This is a genomic window from Erythrobacter sp. NAP1 (assembly GCF_000152865.1).
Classification (GTDB): domain Bacteria; phylum Pseudomonadota; class Alphaproteobacteria; order Sphingomonadales; family Sphingomonadaceae; genus Erythrobacter.
Map to the genome: position 1 here is coordinate 2,781,538 of NZ_CH672390.1, position 18,997 is coordinate 2,800,534.

Annotated in this window: 14 protein-coding genes; 5 read left to right on the plus strand and 9 right to left on the minus strand. The window is 61.5% G+C overall.

What is annotated here, in order from left to right; genetic code table 11:
• Nucleotides 1-134 precede the first annotated feature (134 nt).
• On the minus strand, nt 135-1,178 hold the full coding sequence (locus NAP1_RS13390) for a tyrosine-type recombinase/integrase (RefSeq protein WP_241761257.1): 1,044 nt from the start codon (nt 1,176-1,178) through the stop codon (nt 135-137).
• Nucleotides 1,100-1,267, minus strand: coding sequence for a hypothetical protein (locus tag NAP1_RS16520; RefSeq protein WP_156777278.1), 168 nt, complete (start codon nt 1,265-1,267; stop codon nt 1,100-1,102). Before NAP1_RS16520 ends, NAP1_RS13390 begins: the two co-directional genes overlap by 79 nt.
• A gap of 316 nt (nt 1,268-1,583) precedes the next feature.
• Between NAP1_RS16520 and NAP1_RS13395 the strand changes: the two genes are divergently transcribed.
• From NAP1_RS13395 to NAP1_RS13410, 4 genes are all read left to right on the plus strand, one after another.
• On the plus strand, nt 1,584-2,276 hold the full coding sequence (locus NAP1_RS13395; RefSeq protein ID WP_007165853.1) for a PilZ domain-containing protein: 693 nt from the start codon (nt 1,584-1,586) through the stop codon (nt 2,274-2,276).
• A 145-nt stretch (nt 2,277-2,421) separates the two neighbouring features.
• Nucleotides 2,422-4,053 carry an NAD(P)/FAD-dependent oxidoreductase gene (locus NAP1_RS13400; protein WP_007165854.1) on the plus strand — a complete coding sequence of 544 codons (1,632 nt, stop codon included), beginning with the start codon at nt 2,422-2,424 and terminating at the stop codon, nt 4,051-4,053.
• 4 nt (nt 4,054-4,057) lie between these two features.
• A complete protein-coding gene (locus NAP1_RS13405) occupies nt 4,058-4,483 on the plus strand; it encodes a GtrA family protein (RefSeq protein ID WP_007165855.1) in 426 nt (141 codons plus the stop codon).
• Between the two features lie 5 nt (nt 4,484-4,488).
• Nucleotides 4,489-6,327, plus strand: coding sequence for a hypothetical protein (locus NAP1_RS13410; RefSeq protein WP_007165856.1), 1,839 nt, complete (start codon nt 4,489-4,491; stop codon nt 6,325-6,327).
• Here the strand turns inward: NAP1_RS13410 and msrB are convergent.
• The 4 genes from msrB to NAP1_RS13430 all read right to left on the minus strand — a co-directional run bounded on the left by msrB (nt 6,305) and on the right by NAP1_RS13430 (nt 10,640).
• Nucleotides 6,305-6,811: a peptide-methionine (R)-S-oxide reductase MsrB gene (gene msrB, locus NAP1_RS13415; RefSeq protein ID WP_007165857.1), complete on the minus strand. Its 507-nt coding sequence runs from the start codon at nt 6,809-6,811 to the stop codon at nt 6,305-6,307. The genes NAP1_RS13410 and msrB overlap by 23 nt on opposite strands.
• A 93-nt stretch (nt 6,812-6,904) precedes the next feature.
• Entirely contained in the window at nt 6,905-8,242 is a 1,338-nt protein-coding gene (locus tag NAP1_RS13420; protein ID WP_007165858.1) for a cytochrome P450, read from the minus strand.
• A 110-nt stretch (nt 8,243-8,352) separates the two neighbouring features.
• Nucleotides 8,353-9,657, minus strand: coding sequence for an ABC transporter permease (locus NAP1_RS13425; protein WP_007165859.1), 1,305 nt, complete (start codon nt 9,655-9,657; stop codon nt 8,353-8,355).
• Entirely contained in the window at nt 9,654-10,640 is a 987-nt protein-coding gene (locus NAP1_RS13430; protein ID WP_050750495.1) for an ABC transporter ATP-binding protein, read from the minus strand. Before NAP1_RS13430 ends, NAP1_RS13425 begins: the two co-directional genes overlap by 4 nt.
• A 112-nt stretch (nt 10,641-10,752) precedes the next feature.
• Here NAP1_RS13430 and queG point away from each other — a divergent pair, with 112 nt between their 5' ends.
• On the plus strand, nt 10,753-11,772 hold the full coding sequence (gene queG / locus NAP1_RS13435; RefSeq protein ID WP_007165861.1) for a tRNA epoxyqueuosine(34) reductase QueG: 1,020 nt from the start codon (nt 10,753-10,755) through the stop codon (nt 11,770-11,772).
• Here queG and NAP1_RS13440 read toward each other — a convergent pair.
• The 3 genes from NAP1_RS13440 to NAP1_RS13450 form a co-directional block, all read right to left on the minus strand.
• Nucleotides 11,769-12,920 carry a CaiB/BaiF CoA-transferase family protein gene (locus NAP1_RS13440; RefSeq protein ID WP_007165862.1) on the minus strand — a complete coding sequence of 384 codons (1,152 nt, stop codon included), beginning with the start codon at nt 12,918-12,920 and terminating at the stop codon, nt 11,769-11,771. The genes queG and NAP1_RS13440 overlap by 4 nt on opposite strands.
• Nucleotides 12,921-12,926: 6 nt before the next feature.
• Nucleotides 12,927-14,171, minus strand: a complete 1,245-nt coding sequence (locus NAP1_RS13445) for an NAD(P)/FAD-dependent oxidoreductase (protein ID WP_007165863.1) — start codon at nt 14,169-14,171, stop codon at nt 12,927-12,929.
• 63 nt (nt 14,172-14,234) lie between these two features.
• Complete coding sequence (locus tag NAP1_RS13450; protein ID WP_007165864.1) at nt 14,235-18,956, minus strand: NAD-glutamate dehydrogenase domain-containing protein; 4,722 nt, start codon at nt 18,954-18,956, stop codon at nt 14,235-14,237.
• Nucleotides 18,957-18,997 lie beyond the last annotated feature (41 nt).

An 18,997-nucleotide genomic window follows, 5' to 3' on the forward strand; every position in this document is an offset into this window, starting at 1 on the left:
TGGACACGATATGTTCCGTTCTTTACCGTTGCAATAGATTTGAGATGATTGACACCTTTGCCTTTGGCTTATGCACAATACGGCCTGTGTCCGATTTGGTTTTTGCATCGGGCTAAAAAGGCCGGATGTTGATGCTAAGACCCCTGGTATGACAGAAGCCTAGAGCAAACCCGCTCCTGGCACTCGCGAAGGTGGCCGGTGAGATGGGCTCGGGTGACGTAGTTAAACGACACGTGCGTGTTCGCGTGGTCCATCAGCATCGTGACCGACTGGAAGTCGATGCCAGCCTCAAGCGCGTGCGTGCGGTAGGTGTGCCGCATCTGGTGCGGCGCGTAGGGGAACTCTGTAGTCCGCGCCATCCGCTCAATGTAACCCGACTTCGAGCCTGACGAGGGGAATATCTGCGGGCTCTCCAGCGGCGCAGTCAGCTCCTTCACCTCGCCCAGCTCCTGGATGACAAGGCGCGGCAGTGGTAGGCGGAAGCTGCGCCCGGACTTCGCCTTCGGTACGAACAGCACGCCGTCGTCCTCAAGGTGCTCCCACCGTGCCGACCGTGCGTTGGTCGAGCGCAGCCCCGTGGCCATCATCAGAAGCCAGCAGGCGCGCCGGACCCTATCCTCCATGTCGTCGAGCCGACGCCAAAGGAGCGGCATTTCCTGCGGCCCCACCGCCCAGTCGCGCGGCTCCTCCTTGTTCATGCGGACGCCGCGCGAGACGGGGTTGGGGTCTAGGTCGTGGGTGCGGGCCACGTCGTTCAGCAGCAGCTTGAGCACCCGCATGGCGCCGTTCGCGCCGTAGGGGCCAGCCTTCTGCGTTATCTTCTCGTGCAGCGACCGGACCGTCTCGCGGTCGATCCGGTCGACCGGCAGCTTGCGCAGCGGCGCCAGCGGCACCTCGACCTTCTTGCGGTACCACCGCACAGTCTCGGCGCTGAGGTCCGGCCTGCCTGCCAGGTAGCGCTCCATGGCCTCCTCGATGGTCGGCACCTTGACCTTGGGTCGCCTCGGGTCCTCGCCGCGCCGCAGCGCCAGCCTGAGCTCTGCCGAGCGCTCACGCGCAGCCCTAAGCGACACCTCGTCGGTCCTGCCGATGGTCACGGTCACGTACCGGTCGGTGCCGTCGTTGATCCTCCCGACGTGCTTGTACGAGGTGCCCTTCTTGCCGACGACGAGCCGCAGCCCTTCGCCTCGCTGTCGTAGACCTGCGTGCCCGGTTCGCGCTCGTCGTCGAGCCGCGAAACCGCCGCCTGGGTCAGTCTGGTGGTCATCTGCCTCATCCTTCTAGGCCCAATCTCAGGCCCGGTTTCGGTGATGCCCCGGTAGGTCTCGGGGCGTCGGATGAGGTGATGATGTCGTGTTTTCCTGACTGCGCGGACCCTGATTATGCAGCAATAGGTCGCCAGATATGGCTCGCTGAGCTACTTAAAATCCCCTGATCTTTGATCGTGCGGGTTCGAGTCCCGCCACCCGCACCATTATCTCACCTTTAACGGATTGCCGCTACGGCTGGGGGCTCAAGGATTGGGACCCCTCTTTTTCGTGCCTCCTCAATGTCATGAGCGGGGCACGATAGGCGATTTTTTGATGAGCGAAGCAGCGAGCACACCACAGACGCAGGGTGATTGGTACAGCGCCGATAGCTGCGAGCCTGAGAACCAGGCTCACTCAGGGTCGGACGGCGCGTCGATCGAAAGCGGGTCACGCGCGTCGCCGCGCATCACTTTACTTATCCGAGCGGCGAAGCTTGTCTCCTCGCATGGCGAATTTGTTGGCGTCCTGAGAGACGTCTCGGAAACGGGTGTTTGCGTCCGCCTGTTCCACAAGGCTCCCAAAGGCGACCCCATCGAATTGCACATGCCGGGTGGGCGTGTGTACGAGCTAAAACCCGTCTGGGAGCGCGACAACGAAGCTGGTTTTGAGTTCGCCGAACCGGTTGATGTCACGCAGCTCATTAATGAAGCGGGCGAGTTTCCCAAGCGCGGGCTAAGGTTGGGCGTTTGCTTCCCTATCAAGGTGAAGACACTCACTCAGTCGAGCGAAGCAGTCATTCTGAACCTGTCGCAGCAAGGTGCGCGCTTCGAATGCGACGAGGTTTTCGCAATCGATCAGAACCTGCGCATCGAAAGCCTTGATGGCGGGCACGAACTAAAAGACGTTCGCGCAAAGGTCCGCTGGCGGCGCGACAATGAGTTCGGCGTCGTCTTCGACGACACGCTTTCCTTAAGCGAATTTGCTCGGCTTACAGCGCGGCTGCAGTGCCCGGATCTCCTGACCTGAACCCGCATGGCGAGCAGGTGGCGAGCATTTTGTGCCGCTATCTTGTCGATTTTAGGGAATTCACCGGTCACGTTTACTCCTCGCTAACCAATTTCCTTCACTCCCGACATCGAGCCGCAAAATGGCACATCAAACGGGGGCCTGAATGAGCGTGGTTGGCGAAAAGCAGCCTGGTATTATCGATTGTGACGTGGCGATCATTGGCGCGGGGCCTGCTGGCCTGACGGCCGGCTACCTGCTCACGAAGCAGGGCAAGACGGTCGCAATCATCGAAAAGGACGAGACCTATGTCGGCGGGATCAGCCGCACGGTCGAGCACGAAGGTTATCGCTTCGATATTGGCGGTCACCGGTTCTTCTCGAAGTCGCAGCAGGTCGTCGACTTGTGGAACGAGATTCTCGGCGAGGACGATTTCATCCAGCGCCCGCGCATGAGCCGCATCTATTACGAGGGCAAGTTTTACAGCTACCCGCTGCGCGCCTTCGAAGCTTTGCGCAATCTCGGCATCCTGCGCTCAACCGCCTGCATGCTGAGCTATCTTCGCTACAAGCTCTTCCCGATCAAGGACGTGAAGAGTTTCGAGGATTGGACCACCAACCAGTTCGGCAAAAAGCTCTATTCGATCTTCTTCAAGACCTACACCGAGAAGGTGTGGGGCATGCCTTGCGATGAGATGAGCGCCGACTGGGCCGCGCAACGCATCAAGGGCCTGTCGCTCTGGAATGCCGTGACCGACGGGCTCAAGCGCTCTCTCGGCCTCAACAAGAAGCCCAATGACGGGCAGGCGGTGAAGACTCTGCTCGAGACCTTCCGCTATCCGCGTCTTGGGCCGGGCATGATGTGGGACGCCGCAAAAGATCACATCGAAGCGAGCGGCAATGGTCAGGTCCTCATGGGGCATGGGCTTGATCGCCTCGCCAAAATCGGGCCGAACGATGAAAGCTATGACTGGTCGATGACCGCAAGCGGACCGGGCGGAAGCGCTCAGATCCGCGCAAAGCATGTCATCAGTTCAGCGCCCATGCGCGAGCTTTCGAAGCGCATCCACCCGCTGCCGCAATCGACGCTGCAAGCGGACAATCTGCGCTACCGCGATTTCCTCACCGTCGCTCTGATGGTGAAAAGCGAGGACCTGTTCCCCGACAACTGGATCTACATCCACGACGAGCGCGTGGCTGTAGGCCGAGTTCAGAACTTCCGCAGCTGGTCGCCAGAAATGGTGCCCGATGAGGACATGGCATGCGTGGGCCTTGAGTATTTCTGCTTCGAAGGCGACGGCCTCTGGTCATCGAGCGACGAAGATCTCGTCAAGCAGGCAACGCGCGAGATGGAAATCCTCGGACTGTGCGATCCGGCAAAGGTCGTCTCGGGCGCTGTGGTTCGTCAGGAAAAGGCCTATCCGGTCTATGACGACGATTACGAAGCCAATGTCGATGCGATGCGAGCGGAGCTGGAGGAGAAGCACCCGACGCTGCACCTCGTGGGCCGCAACGGCATGCATCGCTACAACAACCAGGACCACGCGATGATGACCGCCATGCTGACGGTCGAGAACATTATCTCTGGCAAGCGGATCTACGACACCTGGTGCGTCAACGAGGATGCCGAATATCACGAAGCAGGCGACGAAGGCGCCGAAACCGCCCTGCCTGCGCGCGAAGCCGAGACCAAGCCTCTGTCCGAGGACCAGGTCGCAGCACTCACCTCGATCCGCGGCGTGCCCGAGCGCATCGCGGCCAGCGAGGAATACGACGAAGACATCCGCAAATCGGCTTGATGCGATGGAACTGTCTCCCGCATCCGTTCTGACCAAGCTGCGCGACGTACGCTTTGTGCGTTACGTGCTCGCGAGTGTCGGCGCGCTTGCAGTGGACGTCGGCAGCTTTCTGGCCCTTCTCTCGCTGGGGACAGCGGCCGCACCTGCATCCGCTGTCGGCTATTCGCTTGGGATTGTGGCTCATTGGCTGATGTCGAGCCGTGCGGTGTTTCAGGACAAGGTTGCCGGCAAAGGGACCGCGCGCACTCAGCAGAAAGCGCTGTTTGTAGTCTCGGCCTTGATCGGCCTCGCTCTCACTACGGCCATAGTCGGTGCCGGTGATTGGAGCGGCATGGATCCGCGCATCGCAAAGGCGGGCGCGATCGTGGTGAGCTTCATTGTCACATGGCTGATCCGCAGCCGGATCGTCTTTCGCGGCGAAGGAGGCTGAGGGACATGCTGGTAGAGCGTCGCCGTTCTGCTTTTCCGCTCGCCTTTCTGATGCGGGCTGGCATCGCATGGGCCCTCGTCAGTGCCCTGCTCGTCGCCGTCAACTGGAACGCCATCGCAACCCAGCGTTTCCCTGATCCCGATGACATCATGCGCTTGCTTCAGGTGCGCGACCTGATCGCGGGCCAAAGCTGGTTCGATCTCACCCAATACCGGGTCGATGCCCCGAATGGCGGTGTTGGCATGCACTGGTCGCGTCTCGTCGACCTGCCAATTGCGCTGATTATCCTCGTCCTCACTCCGGTCATCGGAGCGAGCGCGGCGGAGACCACGGCATTGATCGCGGTGCCGCTAATTACGCTCTTGGCCGTTATCCTGCTCGCCTCGCGTATTGCATGGCGATTGATGGGTGACGAAGAGGCGACATTGACTGCCTTGGTGGTCGCTCTTTCGGTGCCGGTCCTCTTCCAACTCGGCCCATTGCGCGTCGACCACCACGGCTGGCAGATCGTGTGCGCGTTGATCGCGGTGAATGGCCTTATGGCGCGCTCTCCCAAGGTCGGAGGCTGGGTCATTGGCAGTGCGCTTGCTACCTGGCTTTCCATCTCGATCGAGGGCTTGCCACTTGCAGCCGTTTTCTTCGCAGTGCTGGCGCTTCGCTGGCTTCGTAGTCGTAACGAGCGAGCATGGTTGGTAAGCGCGATTCAAGCGCTTGCAATTGTCAGTGCGGCGCTCTTCGGATTGACCCGCGGGCTTGGCGATCTCCTTGCTTACTGCGATGCGATCAGTCCCATTCACCTAGCCATGTTCGGCTGGGGAGCGCTTGTCCTCACACTTTTCTCGCGCTTCGAACCTGCACCACGCGGCGTTCTCCTCATGGGTTTTGCGCTGGCTGGCGGCGGCGCTGTTGCAATGCTCCTCTACAACGCACCGCAATGCGCAACCGGAGGTGGCTTTTCAGCGCTTGATCCGGTCGTGGCGCGCTATTGGCACGCAAATGTCCTCGAGGGCATGCCGATCTGGCGCCAATCGCTCATCACTGCTTTACAATTTGCGGTGACGCCTCTGATTGCTCTGGCTGCAGCGATCAATCTTGCCTCGCGATCGCATGATTGGTTGCGCCAGTTCTGGAGCGACTACGCAATCATCCTTGCGGCTAGTTTCCTCGTATCAATCTTCGTGTCGCGTGCCGGAGCCGTTGCCTGCGTGCTCGCCGCCGCGCCGCTTGCCTGGCAGTTGCGCCACTGGCTACGCGCGATCCGTTCAATGGAGCGCCCTGCACCGAGAATGGCCGCGATGGTTGGCGTGTGCTTCGCGCTGCTGCCAGCGCTTCCTGCCATGCTGCTGGCTAGCGCCTTGCCCGCACGCGCCATGCCGAGCGGTGCTGCCGTAAGCGCTGCAAGCCCGCCGCCCGTCAAGGCGATTGACTGCCGCGTGCAGGATGCTGGCGAAGCGCTCTCGAAGTTGCCGACCGGCGAGTTCTATGCCCTGCTGGACATAGCGCCGGAGCTGCTTCTCGTTACTGATCACACGGTTGTCGCGACGGGCCATCATCGCGGTCACAGGTCGATGAAGGTGCTGATCGAAACAGCCCTCGCCGACGAGCGAACAGCATACGACACACTGCACAATCGGGGGACCTCCTATGTCGCCATTTGTCCCAACCTAGGCGAAGCGCGGATGTATTCGAAGATCGCGCCCGAGGGTTTTGTCGCTTCGCTCGTGAGGGGCGAAGAGCCTGAATGGCTTGAGCCCATCGCTATCGAGGGGCTGTCAGGCCTTCAGGTCTGGCGCGTTGTTTCGGCCCGCGACACGCAGACGATTACGCCGGGACAAAATCCATAGCGACGCCGTTGATGCAGTGCCGCTTGCCTGTCGGGCGCGGTCCATCGCCGAAAATGTGCCCAAGGTGCCCGCCGCAATCGGCGCAATGCACCTCCGTGCGCGGATAGCCGATCTTGTAATCGACCGATGTGCCCACAGCGCCATTGTCGATCGGCTGCCAGAAGCTCGGCCAGCCCGTTCCGCTGTCATATTTGTGTGCCGAGGAATACAGCCGATTGCCGCAGCCTGCGCATTTATAAATGCCGCGGCGCTTTTCATCGTTGAGTGGTGAGGTGTAAGCGCGCTCCGTCTCTGCTTCGCGCAGGATGCGAAACTCCTCGCGCGTCAGCTGGCGTCGCCACTGGCCTTCGGTTTTGGAGATGCGAAAGGAGCGTTCCTTGCGGAACTCGGTCCCGCTCCCGCCGCAGCTGGCTAGCAGCGGCATGGCAGCGGCAACGCCGGTTGCGGCGATGAAGGTCCGGCGGCTGGTCAGGTTGAACGGCATGGGCGATTCCTCGCGAATTGAGTGTGTTTCTTCACTCTAATACGTCGCAAAAGCCCGAAAAGTTTCACTTCGTCCTTGCTTAGGCAGGCCCGATTAGAACTCTGTGATTTCCACTTCGAGCTTGCGGAAACCGTGCACGAAGTTGGCTCGCACCCGCTCTACGTCGCCTGCGACATGCACGCGCATGCGGCGCTTGTGCATCTCTTCGAGCAGGACGCGCAGCTGAAGCTCGGCGAGGCGCGCCCCGACGCAGCGGTGGATGCCATATCCAAAGGCGATATGGCGCTTGGCGTTTTCGCGGGTGAGGTCGAGCTTGTGCGGCTCGGGAAAGATTTCAGCCTCATGGTTGGCGGCAAGGTACCAGAGTACGACCTTGTCGCCCTTCTTGATGGTCTTGCCGAACACCTCGGTATCCTCGGTGCATGTCCGACGCATGTGCGCGAGCGGGGTCTGCATGCGGAGCATTTCCTGCACCGCATTAGGGATGACCTCGGGGTTTTCCTCGAACAGCTTGCGCTGGTCCGGGAACTTGTCGAGCGCATGGACGAAGCCGCTCATCGAGTTGCGCGTCGTGTCGTTGCCGCCTACGATCAGCAGGATGAGATTGCCCATGAATTCCTCAGGGCGCATCTGGTTCATCGCCTCTGAATGGATCATCATCGAGATGAGATCGTTGCCCGGCTCCTTCTCCATCGTGCGCTCCATCCAGAGCGACTGAAAGTAGGCCGCCATCTCGTGGAGGAATTCCCAGCGCATCTCGTCAAGCTCGCGCACGGTCGCAAGCTCGGTATCACCAGACCAGTCGGACCAGAAGGTGAGCATCCGGCGGTCTTCCCACGGAAAACCGAACAGGATGGCGAGCATCCCGGTGGTGAGCTCGATCGAGACCTTGTCGACCCAGTCGAACACTTCGCCGCGCGGCAGCGTGTCGAGGAGTTCGCCGGTCCGCTGGCGGATCTCCGGCTCCATTTCCTTCATGCCTGAAGGCGTGAACTTGGGAGCGACGGTGCGGCGCTGACCGGTGTGCTGTGGGCGATCCATCGCAATAAACATCGGAAGCTCGCGGCGGTCGACACCGCTTTCGGCGATTTCTTCTTCGGACAGGCGCTCAAGGATCGTGATGCCGCCATATTCCCAGCTTGAAGAGAAGGTTTCGGGCAGAGCCTCGATATGCTGGATCGCCTTGTGGCCGACGACCGACCAATAGGGACCATAGGGGCTGTCGGGGATCCAGTGCAGCGGTCCGGCCGCTTGCATTTCGGCAACGATCGGCTGCCACTTGTCCTCGAAATAGATGTCGGACCGGCTGAGATCCCACTTGTGCGGGTGGGAGGGACGCTCTTCAGGATGCTTCGCGAAGTGCTCGGTCAGCGCTTCATACGCCGTGGGCGATGTGCGGACCTTGGGACGTTCGGGTGCAATACTGGCCATGTCTCTCTCCTTGGGAGGAGCCCGTTGCCGTTACGTTTGCCGACCCTCTCCCTTGATTCTCATCCTGCCGTAACTGACAGCAATGTCAATAGTCAGTTTCTTTTGGCTACCTATTCCGCGGGTTCAAGCGCTGCGGGTGCGCTCGGCTTGCTGCCGAACCAGTTGCGCTTCTTCTTCTCGCGTCCCGCGCCGCCCGATTTCATCACGCGCTTGCGGAACCACAGCGATCCGCCCTTGACGAGCAGCACCACCGCGAGCGCCTGCCAGGCGAGCGCGGCCGCATGGACCCAGAGCGCCGGATCGAGCGCGGCGCGCGCCAGCATCGCAAAGGGTGAGGAAAGGGGGAAGATGATCGCGAACATCTCCAGCGCGGTGCCCGGCTGCGTGATCGTGTAGGCCGCTAGGAAGAACACCATGAGCTGCATCATTGTGACCGGCATCGACATGGTCTGCACTTCGCGCACCGTGTTCGCCATCGCGCCGATGGTGAGGAACATTGCGCCCAGCAGCAGGTATGCCATCGAGAAGTAGACAATGCCCAGTGCGAGAAATAGCGGCCAGCCCACGGCGGGCCCAGGCAGGTTGCTGAAGTCGGTTTGCGTCACAGTCTGGATCGCATCTTCGGCGAGCGCCCAGAAACCCCAACCGACCATACCCCAAACCGCGATCCCGACGAAGGACACGCCCAGCATTGCGAACAGCTTGCCCATGAACACGGCATCCATCGGAATGGCTGCGGCGAGGATTTCGATGATCTTGTTGCCCTTTTCCTCGGCGAGGTTTGAAAGCACCATCCCGGCAAGCAGCATGGTGAGGAGGAACATCACCATCTGCGCGGCCTGAGCGGTGCGAATACGGTTGGATCGCTCGCTCGCTGCGCTCGATGCAACAGTCTGGGCGCTCGATTGCGGGATAGTGAGCGGTGTCACCGCGGTGGCCTGCGCAGCAATCAGCTCAACCGGCCCCTGCCAGCGGCGCAGCTGTCGATTGGTTCCTACGACCTCGGGAGAGGCCAACGTACCCGTTACGATGGCGGCGTAGTTCCCACGACGAGCTTCCATGAATTCGCGCGCGTCGAAGGATAGGCCGCTCGCCGCCTCGGGAACTTCACGAAGGATCGGAACCGCTCCGCCCAATTGCGGTGCGAGCTCGTCGCGTGCTGCGATCATGGCGGCGTTATCTTCTGCAGACATGGCAAGGCCGACCTCGATCACGACTGCATCGCGCGCAACTTGCCCGCCGACCGCTCCGGCAAGTCCGCCGACGATTACCGGAAAGAGCGGGCCGATCAGAAAGAACAGGAAAGCGCGGCTGAACAGTACGGCGACGAAGTCGCGGCGCGCGATGACCCAGGCGGCTTCGAGCCGGGAGAGGCGCGGGCGCGCATCGATGGCGGCTTGATCGTGAACGCTCATGAGTTGCCTCCCTGCGCATCGGCTTCGAGCTGGCGCGCGGCCGCTTCGCCCGCAATCGCGACGAAGGCGTCGTGCAACCCGGCGCGTTCGATCGAAAGCGAAAGGATACCCGCATCGCCTTCAATCAGCTGGCGCAGCAGCGGCTCGACGCCGGTTTCGGGAAGCGAGAAATAGAAGAAGTCGCCTTCGCGGCGGGTGTCTTCGGGCAAGGCCGCAGTCCATCCGCCATCGCGCGCCCGGGTCTCGAGGCGGACCTGCGCGGGAATACGGTCGCGTGCGGTCTCAACGCTGCCTGCATAAGGAACCTTGCCGCCCGCGATAATCGCAACGCCTTCGCACAGGCGCTCTGCATGGTGGATCACGTGGGTCGAGAAGATCACCGTCACGCCGTCTTCGGCAAGGTTGCGGATCATGCCTTCAAGCTTGCCCTGGTTGATCGCATCGAGACCCGAAAACGGCTCATCAAGAACGACAAGCCGCGGACGATGAACCAGGGTGCCGAGCAGCTGCACGGTCTGCGCCATGCCTTTCGAAAGCTGCTTGATCGTGCGCTCTGCTGCGTGAAGCAATTCGTGTCGTTCTAGCAATTCCATGCCGCGCTTGCGCCCCTCGGCGAGCGGCAGGCCGCGCAGCGCGCCCATGAAGGCAATCGCCTCGATAGCTTTCATGGCAGGATAGAGCCCGCGCTCTTCAGGCAGATAACCGATCAGACGGCCGATATCGTGCGGACGATCATGTCCGAAAACACGTCGAACGCCTTCGTCCGGGTCGATGATGCCGAGAAGCATGCGGAGCGTGGTCGTCTTGCCCGCTCCATTCGGGCCGAGCACGCCGTAAATGGCACCCTCCGGCACGGAAAGATCGACTCCGTCGACAGCGCGCGTGCCGTCAAAACTCTTGACGAGACCGCGGGCTTCGATTGCGAGGGGACGAGCTAATGCTTCGGCGTCATGGTGGAGCGCTGCCGCATTGTCTGGCGTCATGTGTTGGCCTACCTGCATGTGCATGAGCGCGGGAGTTAACGTGCGAAACTGAACGGGAGCAACCCGAAACGTGGTTAACGACGCGGCAACCTTTAACTTAGAGCAGCGGCTGATGGAGAAGGCGCGAAGCCTTGGCTTCGCCGCCTGCGGGTTTGCCAGCGCGGCAGAGGACCCTGTGCGGGCGCAGCGCCTTGAACAATGGCTTGGCGAAGGCAATCACGGCTCGATGGAATGGATGGAGACGCGTCTCCATCACCGTCGATCGCCACAAGGGCTCTGGCCTGAAGCGCGCAGCGTGATCGCGCTCGGCATGAGCTATGCGCCCGCAATCGACCCAATGGCGCTAGAAGCGCATCCGGACCGCGCCCGGATTTCGGTCTATGCGCAGGGCAAAGACTATCACGATGTCGTCAAGAAACGGCTGAAAGCCCTGGCGCGTTGGCTGGTCGCCGAAGCGCCGGGAGCCGAGGTCAAGGTCTTCGTCGACACTGCGCCTGTCATGGAAAAGCCGCTTGGCGAGGCAGCAGGCATAGGGTGGCAGGGCAAGCACACCAACCTTGTCAGCCGCAAACATGGCAGCTGGCTGTTTCTCGGCGCGATTTACACGACGCTTGAGCTTGCTGCCGCGGAGCCACACCGCGACCAGTGCGGATCGTGCCGCGCGTGCCTCGATGCCTGCCCGACCGATGCCTTCCCGCACCCCTACAAGCTCGATGCGCGCCGGTGCATTTCCTACCTCACGATCGAGCACAAGGGCCCGATCGATGAAGAATTCAGAGAGGCGCTGGGCAACCGGATTTATGGCTGCGACGATTGCCTTGCAGTGTGTCCTTGGAACAAGTTTGCCAGCGAGGCCAATGCAGCGCGCGAATTTCTTCCGAGGGCAGAGCTGACCGCGCCCAAGCTTGCCGAGTTTCTGTGCCTCGACGACGCTGGCTTTCGCTCTCTGTTCTCTGGCTCACCGATCAAGAGGATCGGGCGCGACCGGTTCGTGCGCAATTGCCTCTATGCGGCTGGAAACAGCGGTGATCCGGGCATGCTCGATCGCGTACGCGATTTGACGTCCGACCCAGATCCCGCAGTCGCCGATGCAGCTAGCTGGGCGGCGGAGCGCCTCGCTAAGGTGGGCTAATCGTCCTCGTTGTTCTCGCCAAGGAGCGGGGCGTGCTGGAGCGGGCCTGCCGACCACTCGCTATACCGATTGGGATCGCGCATCTGGAACACCGCGCCTTCGCTTGGATGCTGGCTGCGTTCGAAAAACCCGCTCTCGCGCAGGTGCGGGTCGTCGATGACTTCGTTGAGATCGGTCACCTTCATGCAGGGAATATTGGCTTCGCGTAGAATGTCGAGACATTCCTGCGTGCTTTTCATTTTCGTAAGCTCACCGATCCTGCGATAAAGCTCAGGCCCAGCCGACATGATCCCTTTCACATCGTTGAAGCGCTCTTCAGCAGCCATCTGAGGGTCGCCCAGAAGGCCGACAGTATAAGGGAAATGCTGCGGCACATAGGGCACGATGCTGATCCAGCCATCTTTGGTCTGGAATGGTTGTCGGTCGGCATCGACCTGCCGCGAATACCCTGCATCGCCATTGGGCGGGTCGAAGGTCTTCGCATCGAGATGTTCTTTCATCATGAAGCTCGCGAAAGCCTCGAACATGGGCACTTCGACGTGCTGTCCTTTGCCGGTGCGTAGGCGGTGGATGATCGCCGCCTGCGTCGCATAGGCCGCGTGCAATCCAGCTACTTTGTCTGCGATCAGCGAGGGCAGGTAGCGCGGGCGCTCATCACCATCGACGCGTGGCAGGAGCGAAGTCGCACCGGTCGCCGCCTGGATTACGTCGTCATAGGCCTGCAATCCGCCGTAGGGACCTTCCGAACCAAAGCCGACGCAGTGAACATAGATGATCGCAGGGTTGAGCGCTTTGACCGCGTCATAGCCGAACCCCAACCGTTCAATCGCAGCCTCGCGCACGTTGTGAATGAACACATCTGCTACGCTCAGCATCTCGCGCAGGCGCGCGCCGTCCTCTTTGTCCTTGAGATCAAGCACAACCGACTTCTTGCCGCGGTTGAGCGCGATAAAGCCGGGCGCCATGCCGGGGGTCTGCGCAGGCTTTGCGCTGTAGCGATAGACGTCGCCGCCGGGTGCCTCGATCTTGGTGACCTCGGCTCCGTGGTCGGCGAGGATTTGTGTGGCGTAGGGACCGAACACGACGCTGGTGAGGTCGATGACCTTGATGCCTTCGAGCATCGGCTGGCTGTCACCCGGCGCCATCATGAGATGTCAGATCAGTTCCTTGAGCTGGATTTCAGTGTCGGCAAGCAAGGCAGGGTCGACCTTTTCAATCCCTCGTTCGAGCAGCTTTCGGCCCTGGACATAATCCTTCATTGCATTGACGCAGTCGAAGGCGATTGGGCGGCCCTCTTTCAGATAAACCACACTGAATTTGCGCTCGGCAGGGTCGCCGCGAACCACAGTCGCATCATAGCCTAGGCTTAGCCCAGCGGTCTGGAGTTTGAGGTCATATTGGTTCGACCAGAACCATGGCAGCGCGTGATAGGGTTGCTTGTCCCCCATGATCGCCCGCGCGACCGTGTTGGCCATGTCGTTGGCGTTCTGCACGGATTCCAGCCGGATGACTGCGCTCTCGGCAAAGGGGTTAACATGTGCCGCGCAGTCACCAATCGCGTAGATGTCATCGAGCGTCGTGCGGCAATACACATCGACGTCCACTCCATTGGCGCCCGCCGCGCCTGCTGCAATGAGCGGAGCCACAGCTGGCACGATCCCGATGCCGACCACCACCATGTCGCAAGCGAGCATTTCGCCATTGTCGAGCTGGACGCTGGTCACTTTGCCGTCTTCGCCCAGGATCTCTGAGATGCCTTGAGACAGCCGCACATCGACGCCCTGTCGGCGGTGCTCTTCTTCGTAAAAGCGCGACAGCTCCTCACCCGCGACTCGCGCAAGCACCCTGTCCTGAACCTCGAGCAGCGTGACTTCGCAGCCCAGCTTGCGCAGGACGGCTGCGGCTTCGAGCCCGATATAGCCTCCGCCGATGACGACCGCGCGCTTTGCACCTGCTTCGAGCGCCCCCATCATCGCGTCAGCATCGCGCTTGTCGCGCACGCAGAATATGCCTTTCAGGCCCGCTCCGGGCACATCAATCCGGCGCGGATCGCCGCCGCCTGCCCAGATGAGTTTGCGATAGCCGACCTTCGACCCGTCCGAGAGCGTCACTTCGTGCCGCATCCAGTCGATTTCGATAACCGCGCAGCCAAGGCGCAGCTGGACACCCTTGTCAGCCCAGAACTTTTCCGGGCGGATCATCATGCGCTCGAAGCTCTTGTCTCCCGCCAGATACTCTTTGGAAAGAGGGGGACGTTCGTAAGGCGGCTCGGCATCGCGACCGATCATCAGGATCGAGCTTTCGTGCCCCTGCTGTCGCAGTGCTATCGCCGCCTGCGCGCCGCCATGCCCAGTGCCGACGATGACGACGTCAGCCGAAGTGCTTCCAGTTGCGTTCATGGGCAGGGGCGTTCGCCCGAAACCATGGCCCGCGTCAACCCCACCTGCGAGGGCCGGGAGCCATCATCGGTCGAGCAGGTTCCGCGCCTGGCTTGCGATCTGGGCCAGCACTGCCGGAGCCACAGGAGGCCGCGATTGCGCCCGCGCGATCATAGCGCGGAACTGCGTGACGGCATCCTTGTTGTGATCGGCCCAGGTCGCAATGGCGCCTTGCGGATCGTCTTTGCCCCCCTTGCGGCGCATGAGCTTGGCAAGGAATTCAAGCCGCATATGCTGGAAATCGCGCGCAAGGCCATCGACCAGCAGCCGCTCCCAGATGTCGGTCGGCGTCATATGCGCAGCGGTCCCCTGTGCCCAATCGAGCCCTATACGCGTGCCGATATCGGTAAAGGCGCGGGTCAGCACGGTCGGATCAATCTCGGTTTTGAGCGCGAGGCTCGCAAGGCCGACCGATCCATCATAATCGAACAGGTCTGCGACCCGGTTCGCGATGGCCTCGGGTGCGCCTTCTTCCACGAATTGCGCGCGCAGCGCTTCGGAGCGCTCGCGGGTCTCGCCGGTGATGAGGTCGGCCCGGCCATCGGCAAGTTTTCTGACGCCCGACTTGAGGGAATCGATCATGGCGCTTGCTTCGACGCGGCCAGCGCCTGTGCGCAAGACGTCGGACATCAGGTTGCCAACCGCCGCAGCAAGCCTGTCGAGCAAGCTGAGGCGCGCGGTCTCGCTCATCGCCTTTGCGTCGATGTCCTGCCACAGCGTCTTGAGGTCGAACAGGCGCTCAACCACCACGAAAGCGGCAGCAACGTCAGCAAGGCCCACGCCCTCTTCCTCAGGCAGCTCAAAAGCATGGATCAGACCAAGACGGTTGACGATCCGGTTCGACAGGTCAGTCGCGATCAGCTCGCGGCGCAGGCGGTGATCGCGAATCTGGTCGGCGAACCTCTTCTGCATTGGGCCCGGGAACATCGCGATCAGATTGCTTTCCAGGATCGGGTCATCAGGCAGGCCGCTCGCCTCGATCGCGTCTTGCAGCGCGAGCTTGGCTGACGAGAGCAGAACCGCGAGTTCGGGCCGGGTGAAACCGAGCCCGTCCGCAGCGCGGCGCGCATAGGTGTCGGCATCGGCCAGCCCTTCGTTGCGGCGATCGAGCGCTCCCATTTCGCTGAGTTGCTCTATCAGGCGGATGTATGAGGAACTTGCTCCGGGTCCGCCGCTTTCGGCGATCGAAAGCGCCAAGGCCTGAAGCCGGTTGTCCTCGAGGACGATCTCGGCAACCTCGTCGGTCATCTTGGCGAGCAGGTTGTTGCGCTTTGTCTCGGTCAGCACGCCATCGCGCTTGGCTGCGGCAAGTGCGATCTTGATGTTTACCTCGTTGTCCGAGCAGTCGACGCCTGCCGAATTGTCGATGAAGTCGGTGTTGATCCGTCCTCCGGCGAGCGAATAGGCGATGCGTCCGGCTTGCGTGATGCCGAGGTTCGCGCCTTCGCCGATGACCTTGGCGCCGACCTCGCGGGCATCGACGCGCAGCGCATCGTTGGATGGATCGCCGACCTGGATGTGGTTCTCGCTCTCGGCCTTAATATAGGTTCCAATCCCGCCAAACCACAAAAGGTCAATCTTGGCTTTGAGGATCGCGCTGATCAGCGCATCGGGCTCAATCTCCTTCTCCTCGATGCCGAGGAGATCGCGCGCCTTCTTGGAAAGCTTGATGCGCTTGAGGTCGCGCGAATAGACGCCGCCGCCCTTTGAAATTAGGTCAGGATTGTAGTCTTCCCAGCTCGAGCGCGGCAGCTCGAACATGCGCTTGCGCTCTTTCCAGCTTGTCGCCGGATCGGGATCGGGATCGATGAAGATGTGGCGGTGGTCGAAGGCTGCGACCAGCTTGATGGCCTTGGACAGAAGCATGCCGTTGCCAAACACGTCGCCCGACATGTCGCCGCAGCCAGCCACCGTCACGCTGTCCTTCTGGACGTCGACGCCCATCTCGAGGAAGTGACGCTGCACGCTCACCCACGCGCCGCGTGCGGTGATGCCCATCGCCTTGTGGTCGTACCCATTGGAGCCTCCGCTCGCGAACGCGTCGTCGAGCCAGAACCCTGCTTTCTCGGCGATCCCGTTGGCAACATCGGAGAAGCGTGCGGTGCCTTTGTCGGCGGCAACAACGAAGTAGGGGTCTTCGCCATCAAGAACGTGGACGCCGTCAGGGTGGACGACTTTGCCATCGACGATATTGTCTGTGACCGAGAGCAAGGTTCGGATGAAGACTTCGTAGCTACCCTGACCTTCGGCAGCCCAGGCATCGCGATCGATTGCAGGCGATGGCAACTGCTTGGGATAGAAGCCGCCCTTTGCACCGCTTGGCACGATGACGGCATTCTTGACCTTCTGCGCTTTCATAAGGCCGAGAATTTCGGTGCGGAAGTCGTCTCGCCGGTCGGACCAGCGCAGACCACCGCGAGCCACAGAGCCCGAGCGAAGGTGAATGCCCTCGACCCGGCGCGAATAGACGAAGATCTCACGCCATGGCACGGGCTTCGGAAGGCCGGGGACGAGCGATGAGTTGATCTTGAAGGCCAGCGCCTCGTCGGCTGCCAGCGCAAAGGCGTTCGTGCGCAGAACCGCATTGATCACGGCGCGATAGAGACGCAGCAGGCGATCATCGTTGATCGCGCTCACTTTGCCGAGACCGCGCTGGAAGGCACTGATCGCGGCGGCAATGGCGGCGTCGCGGTCGCCCTTGAAATCGGGATCGTGGCGCGCGGCGAACAGGTCGATCATCGCCTGGGTCACGCCCGGCGCACGTTGCAGCGCATCGACCACGGTGTAGATGGTGAAACCCATTCCCGTCTGGCGCAGATAGCGATAGATCGCTCGTAGCCAGATCGCGTGCTGCGCGCTCAGCCCGGTGGCGACAACCAGACGGTTGAACGGATCGTCCTCAGACTGACCATTGAGCACTTCAGCGATGGCGGTTTCGATTGTGTCTGCACGATCGAGCAGGTCGCTCACCTGCGATCCGACGGGCAATTCGAGCGTAAACTCGTGGATCGTCCCAAGCTTGCCATCGTCAAGCCGCGTCGGCATTTCCGCAAGCACCCGGAACCCGAAGTTCTCAAGCGCCGGGACCGCATCCGAAAGCGCCATTTCGCCGGCTGAGTGATAGATCTTCAGCCGAAGGTCGCCGACCGGATCGTGGTCTAGCGCGTAAAGTCGGCAGGAGCGCGCTTCGGGATTGTCGCCGGTGGCAATCGCGCGCAGCTCAAGGATGTCGAGCGCGGCCTCGGCGGCTCCATAGCGGGCGCGATAGGTTCCCGGGAATGCCCCGGCGTACCGTTGCGCAATGGCAGCCACGCGCGAGCTGTCTTCCGCTTCGGCAAGGCGCGCCTCTACCGCCTCGTTCCAGCCCTTGAGCAGATCGATAAGCTCGCTTTCGATCTTTGCGGCATCCGGCATCTGACCGGTCGAGCGCGAATCGAGCAGGAACTGGAGCATCGCCAGCGTCGAGCCTTCGACTTCAAGGCTCCAGCTTAGCATGTCGACCCCGGTGGACTTGGTCAGCAAGTCCTGAATCTGGAGGCGCACGCCGGTCGAGAGGAAGTCGCGCGGGAGCCACACGAAAGCGAAGACATGCCGCTCCAGCGCGGACTGCACCAGAACGACGCGCGGCCGCGGACGATCGACCAGGCTCATCATCGCGGTTGCGAGCCGCTCTATATCGCTCGGCCTGAAGCCAGCCAGGAGGTCGTGGGGCAGGGTGGTGAATGCATGGACCAGTGCCTTGCCCGCATGACCCTGAGGGTCAAAACCCAATGCGCTGATGATATCGCTCAAAGCAGTGCGCAGGACGGGCACTTCGCTCGGAGGTGTTGCGAGACCGGCACTGGTCCAGACCCCTGCATGGATCGAAAGTGCAGTTACCTCTCCGTTCTCGCGCCGAGGAACGATGAAGATGTCGAGCGGCGTACGGCGGTGCACGTTCGAAAGGCGGTTGGCCTTGATGACGAGCAGGTTGCGGGGTTTGCCGTCCGAACCGTCCACGTCAAACCACTCGAATGCGCGTTCGTAGGATGTGTCAGCGAGGATTTCACTGGCGCTCTTGCGGCAGATGCCGAGGGCGTCGCTTTGTTCTCCGGCGCGAGTGCGCACGACATGACCGAGCTGTGTCAGCATCCCGGAGTTAAGCCATTCGAGCAGTGCCGCGCTTTCCGGAGTTTCGTCCGCAATCGACTCCGCATCGGTTTTCATCGCGGCCTGAATTTTCGGCCAATCGCTCACCGCGGCGCGGACATCACCGAGCGTCACCTTGATTTCAGCCAAAAGCTCGCGGCGCTGGCGAGCATCGACGCGAGGGGTCTCGATGTAGATCAGGCTTTCAGGCGATCCCTTACCCCCGGCCTTGGTCAAACTGGTGAGTTCGCCAGCGTCGTTGCGCTCTACCGCTACGACCGGGTGGATCAGTTGGTCGATGCTGAGGCCGTGCGCCGTGATCGTCGCGGCGATCGAGTCGACGAGGAACGGCATGTCATCATTGACGATGGCAATACGCAGGCGACGCTCGGATGTGTCGGACTGCAGTTTTAACGCGGATTGCGACGGTTGGCGGGACTGGGCCGTCACCAACAGGAATTCGGCAGACTCTTCGAGCGCATCGCCATCAAGGGGAGTGTCGCCGGGCAGGATCGCGGCTGCGAGATGCTTACTCAGCTCCTTAACCAGCGTTTTGGGAGGGGCTTTCCGCTTACTTGCTGGCGCGGATTTGGTTGCGCCTGAGGAATTTGCGCTCATCGCCTAACTGCTCCTGCTCCCGGTCTGGCTTGTATAATTTT